The 6,000-nt window shown below is 52.1% G+C and carries 4 protein-coding genes; 1 reads left to right on the top strand and 3 read right to left on the bottom strand.

The features are described 5' to 3' along the window. Positions 1-49: 49 nt before the first annotated feature. Positions 50-847 (bottom strand): FAD/NAD(P)-binding protein, encoded by a 798-nt coding sequence (locus QFX31_RS01130; RefSeq protein ID WP_348530312.1) that lies wholly within the window; start codon positions 845-847, stop codon positions 50-52. Positions 848-1,137: 290 nt separating this feature from the next. Between QFX31_RS01130 and QFX31_RS01125 the strand changes: the two genes are divergently transcribed. Further along, positions 1,138-2,133, top strand: coding sequence for a hypothetical protein (locus tag QFX31_RS01125; RefSeq protein ID WP_348530311.1), 996 nt, complete (start codon positions 1,138-1,140; stop codon positions 2,131-2,133). 153 nt (positions 2,134-2,286) lie between these two features. Here the strand turns inward: QFX31_RS01125 and QFX31_RS01120 are convergent, their stop codons facing one another. Together QFX31_RS01120 and QFX31_RS01115 are read right to left on the bottom strand one after the other, a co-directional pair. Continuing rightward, positions 2,287-4,149, bottom strand: a complete 1,863-nt coding sequence (locus QFX31_RS01120) for a hypothetical protein (protein ID WP_348530310.1) — start codon at positions 4,147-4,149, stop codon at positions 2,287-2,289. Between the two features lie 339 nt (positions 4,150-4,488). After that, positions 4,489-5,772, bottom strand: a complete 1,284-nt coding sequence (locus QFX31_RS01115; RefSeq protein WP_348530309.1) for an OFA family MFS transporter — start codon at positions 5,770-5,772, stop codon at positions 4,489-4,491. Positions 5,773-6,000 lie beyond the last annotated feature (228 nt).

Below are 6,000 nucleotides of genomic sequence, written 5' to 3'. Positions count from 1 at the left end.
TCATGACGGTCCTTGTGCTTCTGCTTCCGGATTTCTGGAAGAAGTGATATCAGAGCAGGTGACTGATCGTACTGTACGGGAAGACCGGTCCCTCTTTGCATACACGGTATGGGCCGATCGTGCAGTGCTCGCACTTCCCAATTCCGCATTTCATGTGCCTCTCCATGGATACGAATATGTCTGCTTCTCTGAAGCCATTCTCAAGAAGCTTGCTGGTGACTGCGTTGATCATTGGTAGCGGCCCGCAGATCGCAGCTGATGCGGGTGGCGATATCTCCATTCTGTCGAGCAGCGCTGGGACCATCCCGACTTTTCCCTTCCAGGATTCGTCCCCGACGTCCACAGTCAGCTCGATCTCGATGCCCTCCATCTTCCAGGACTTGTACTCCTGCATGAAGTACAGATCCTGACGGGTTCGGGCTCCGTATGCCACGAAGACCTCCTCGAATTCATCTCTTCTGTCCACGATGTAGTTTATCAGTGATCTCAGGGTCGCGAACCCGGAACCACCTCCTGCGATGACTATCCTTTTGTGCATCTTATCCAGTGGGAATCCATTTCCCAGCGGACCGCGGATGCCCAGAACATCGCCTATCATGGAGTCCATTATCCCGTTTGTTATCCTCCCTGCCCTCCGGATGCACAGCTGCAGCACATTTCTCGTCGGGCTCGATGCTATCGATATTGGGCACTCGCCCATTCCGAAGAGCGAGACCATGACAAACTGTCCGGGTCTGTATGTGAAGCTCACATCCCTGTCCAGTATCTGGAGAGATATGAGATAGGAGTCGTGTGTCACGCGGTCAATATCCACGATCTCCGCCTGCAAAGGTATGTACTCACTCAACCCGATCCCTCATGAGACGCACAGCCGGGGGGCATGCTATATCACATATCACTAAGAAGAATCTTGTGATGGAGTGCCCGGTATCTACAGTGCATCTCAGAGCAATCTGCTGTTCTCTAGTGGGATATCTGGCTTGCGATGGCAGGGCAGCGTGTGCATAAAGGACCGTGGACGTGTGCAGATGTATATCTCCGTGCGGATATATCAGAATCCTGTTGGGCTCATGTGAGTCCCACAGGATGCTCAGTGATATATAATGCCTTAGTCAACGGTCTCCTGAGGTGTTCAATTTGAGAAATCTCATCATTGTATTGCTGATTGCGGGCGTGATGGCAGGCACAGCAGCCTCGATAACGCCGGAGGATCTGTTTGGCGATGTGAATTACAGCTATTTGGACATGACAGTTCCAGGATTCAGCTCGAACACGACATTCTCTATGATGGATCACTTCGACAATGCAAGCATGTCATTCTTCAGCCAGTTCTACTTCAGCAGCTCGTCTGTCTCCTCCTCTGTATCCATGACATCCGGCCTCAGCCAGCCGCGGAGGATTGAGATAAGAGGGCATGAGCCGCAGCTCGTCTACCTGTTCGGAGCTGAGCCGATACCCTACAGGGAGTTCGTGTCGCGTGCCTCCCTACTGGGCACAAACCAGCTCTGGATCGCCGGAACCGACAAATGGACGCAGTACGTTGTATGCCCGGTGAACACACTGCTCAGGCTCGTCGCAGACTCCACGTCTGATGGTGTGGCTGACATCTATGAGATATATCCGAACAACACGATCAACCGCAGGCAGTACCCGATCTTTCCGGGGCCCAACGAGATGAACTTCAGGGCAGATTCTGTTGGGAGAAACATAGTCTTCTTCATAGCGAACAGCATCCCGAGCAATATCGTCATCATAGATGTCGTTCCGGCTGTTCAAACTGCACCGCAGCAGCCTGTCCCACAGACACCTCCCACCATCTCTGCAGTTAGCGCTGTCCAGGTGTACACACCACCGCCTGCGGCTGTAGCGTCCTCACAGGCTGGCGATACAGTTGTGATCATAAGATCCACCGGCATGAGGGGATATGATGTATACCTCGATGATGTATATGTCGGAACCGATGGAAGGGGTGGGGATCCCCTTGATGGCTCATTCACATTAAAAGTCGTGGGCAACATGGAGCACTTCATAAAGGTCTGGGATGGCCAGTTCTTCTACGGAAAGCCCAAGTACTATCCGAGAGGTGTGACAACGACGCTCTGGGTCGAGCCAGGATACGCCCTGTACATCTAAAAACGCCCTGAGACGCAGATAAAAATATGACACGCCCGGGAATTGCTACTACTGCGCCCGGGTGCGATGATTTGTTTTATTAAACGATAAGAATGCATTCATCATCTCAGCAACGCGACTAAAGTTGCTAACCGGATAGTTGCAAACGCATACTCATCTCGTCCATACAGATCCGCCGAAGCCTCCTGTCTTGGATACGGCTGTGATTCTATTGTTCGACTCGATACGCAGTGTTAGTGTGCCACTATTCATTGCACCTCCTTTCGGCACGTCGGCCCAATCAGCATATATCGTGTCGCCGTTGATATTTCCATGCATGACATTTGACCAATATGGTGTGTTCGGATTGCTTTCGCCATACCACCATATTGTAGAATCAACTTGGTGGATGTAGTATTTCCCGCCATCATCGCAGTTCCAGACGCCGGTCAAATCGATTGCCTCCTCACCTGGGAGCTTCTCCTGATCAGCGATTACCTCGAACTCCTGTGGAGCGATAACATCCGGCTTGGAGTCGAGCCACTCCTGATCATCCTCGAAGATCTCCTCAGGAGCTATCGACCCGCTCTCCGTGTAAATAGCGCTTACCTCGTAGCCTGTTTGTAACTCCAGTCGCATTCCCTCCTCTGCCTGGAGGCGGTATCTGTATGCGAAGCGATCTCCTAGGCCATCGAATCCGAGAAGCAGATCCGCATCACCATCTCCACTTCCCTCCACAACCAGCGTGTAGGATGCATCCAAAGGATACTCCAGCTCAGTCCAGTGGGTCCCATCCGATAGCTTCAGACACCTAATAGTTGTGTTTGGAATCTCATAGGTCGGAACACCTCCTGGAAAACCAGAGATCCTTCCAACTTCATCCACCAGATAGAGGTTGAGCGGGGAGTAGCCCATTGCCCTGCCACCCTTTGATTTATCCGCCATCTTTCCACGGACCCATGCAGCCCTTAGGTCCGGGGACATCTTCTCGTAGATCTTTTTCTTCTCCTCGGATAGATTCTTTACAAACTCCATCTCCTCCTTGGTGAGCTTCTTGTTCTTAGGGTCGACATAGGTACCTCCCACTGTGGGATACTCAGGATTCGTTTCATAGACGCTGCTCCCCCTGATTCCATGGAAACTACCAGCGCTGAAATACTGGCCCCAGCTCTGTACATCGTATGCTTTGGGAGACTGTTTGATCCAGGGGTCCAAGACTATCCCTTCATCTGTCCAACTGCTGCCCTTCGGATATATCACTACTGCCTGATGACCTCCCCAAAGCGCCTCTATAGGGCCATAGTCCCAATCTTCAAGAAGGGCCCTCTCCTCCGGGTCATCGCTAAACCTCAGAGAGTCCAGGAGATTGAGCACACGGCTCTGATAAGCTCCGCACTTGAACTCATCGTACTTATCACCCTCAGGAAGCCATGAGAGAAGATTGTTACGATTGCCTGTGCCGACCAGTCCCGAGGGAATCTTCTGTTTGTAGATCTGGAGTATCTTGTAAAGCTTAAGGTTCTTCGAGGGTTTGGATTTCTGCCCATCACTGACAGATTCAGCAGAGGTGCCACCATTCGAAGGACTAAGTCGTCCCTTCACCACAACACCTCTATCTCCCGCATTGTAGCTCCCCACAAGTGATATCATGAAGCTTGCACCTCCAGCGCCTGGTGGCACTGGAACTGTCACAGAGAATGACTGTCTCATTGGGTCCTCTGCCAGACCATTGGTGGGAAACTTCTCCTGGTGAAATCTTTCTGGTTCCTGGCCGTCTACGCTGACCTCCACATCGATGGTCGCGCCCCAGCCGCATCCTGCTGTGGCAACGCCTGAGATGGTCAGCGTGTCACCAGTCAGTGTGCCCTCGAGCTCTCTGTAGAAAGTGAACCCCTCCGAGTCCTTCGGGGATCCAAGTGTTGCCCCCGAGACCGAGTACTCCAACTGGAGGCAGTTGAAGGGTTCGGCTGGAAATGTATCAGCCATCGCCGGAGAGATCGATAATAATAAAATCACCATAAATAACCAGAAGGCCATATAAGGCCAATTGCTACCTGAAATACAAATACCTCCATAAAGTAACAGGTCATTATTGATAAGTGGACAGCCCTATATTTTATTTTTGCCTTTATCCATGTCATAATCCGCCGATAGAATCACTGGTACTTTTATGCACTTCTGGCGAATGAATGTTTGCATCCAGAAACCGGATCGCGAGCCTTCAAGTTGCTACCCCTGCATGCGCGAAAAGGCGACAAAATGAAAGATTTGTCGTTTTAAAGCGTCCTGAAAAATCTGACACAGAGGGTCGACCCTCTGTGTCATTCTTTCATGGTCTACAGGCGGAAACATGTTTGGCTGCAGGCCGTAAAGAAATCAGGCCGCCTTTGGCTTCGGCGGCTTGAGCATCGTCATGGCCACTATGAAGCCAAGGACAGCCAGCACGGCCACATACGGGAAGACCTGGATGTATGCGCCGAAGATATCCTTGGCCTGGCCTGCCATGATGTTGCCGATGACCGCGCCCGCGCCGTAGGCTGTGAAGACCAGACCGTAGTTGCGCGCGTAGTCCTTTGTGCCGAAGAAGCTCGCAGTTGCTGTCGGGGCGATCGCCAGCCAGCCACCGAGACACATCCACAGGATGGCGAAGCTTATTGTGTAAGCGGAGATCGACGCCGGGCTTGTGTATATAAGCAGCGACGCCAGCAGTATCAGTACGAACGAGAGCATTGCAGCCCTTGGGGGAGTGAGCTTGTCCGTGAGCCATCCGAATATCGGTCTTCCACCGCCGTTGCAGAACGCGAACGGTATGATCAGACTGGTCATGAGCGCAGATGCCCTCGCCTGGTCCATGCCAGCGTTGCTCGCAACCTCAAGGCCAACTGGCTTGGATACTCCTATGGCCATCAGCCCTGCGAGTGTGCCTATCGTGTAGCATATCCAGAGGCCGTAGAACGTCGTGGTCTTGGTCATCTCGCCCCTCATGAACTCTGCCTTCGGGGCTGCTCCAGCCTTCGGCTCGGGCGGCTTCCAGCCTGCTGGAGTCCAGCCTGCAGGTGGGAATACGAGCACGGTTGAAAGGGCCACTGTTATTATCAGGAAGGCTATCCCAAGGAAGCGGAACATGTTCAGCACGCCGAAGTTTGCTGTGAGATAATCAGCTATCGGGCCGGTGACCGCTGCAGAGAAGCCGAAACCAAGAACCGTTAGGCCCACAGCTAGCCCTCTCTTATCCGGGAACCATCTCGCAGATGTCGTGATGGGGCAGTTGTATGCTATTCCCACACCGAGACCGCCGATAATGCCATAGTATATCGCGAGCGTGGTGGGGGATGTGGAGAATGATGCCAGAATCCATCCAAGGCCCACAAGAACGCCGCCTGCGATTCCGACCTTCCTAGGCCCGAGCTTCTCTATGTACTTCCCGACCAGGGGCATGGTCAGGGCGAAGATCAGCAGGAATACGATGTACGGGATCTGCATAGCCGTCGCGCTGACTGTCAGCCCATAGGTCTCAGTGAACAGCTTCTTCAGCGGCGGGTTTATGATACTGTATGCATAAATGGCACCAAGACAAAGCTCTATCAGAAGGCCTGCTATCACGAGCACCCAGCGTCCTGACTCGGCCTTCATGCCCATAATTTTCACATCATCAGCCATGAATAACACCTCTTCAAGATGCTCTACATGCTATACAAGTTGTACTAATTTATTATACAGTCGTTGAATATTATAAAATCCTAATCACCACTCTCTTCAGGACCCTCCTTTACCACTTTGGCAAGCCTGATAGATGCATCAGGTCTATTTTAATTGATAATGTAGGTAACTCTATTTAAAATTAGCGCATAAGGTGCTCGATGGATGGAGCTGCCTGGTGGTCTCCAA

It is taken from the genome of Methanothrix sp. (genome assembly GCF_030055635.1).
Taxonomy (GTDB): Archaea; Halobacteriota; Methanosarcinia; order Methanotrichales; family Methanotrichaceae; genus Methanothrix_B.
Note: the sequence above shows the minus strand (reverse complement) of the source record. Positions and strands in the feature narration are given on the sequence as shown.

Bases quoted from the DNA above. Each gene is read 5' to 3' on its own strand.
- QFX31_RS01120 (WP_348530310.1), bottom strand. From the start codon at position 4,149: ATGGCCTTCTGGTTATTTATGGTGATTTTATTATTATCGATCTCTCCG.
- QFX31_RS01115 (WP_348530309.1), bottom strand. From the start codon at position 5,772: ATGGCTGATGATGTGAAAATTATGGGCATGAAGGCCGAGTCAGGACGC.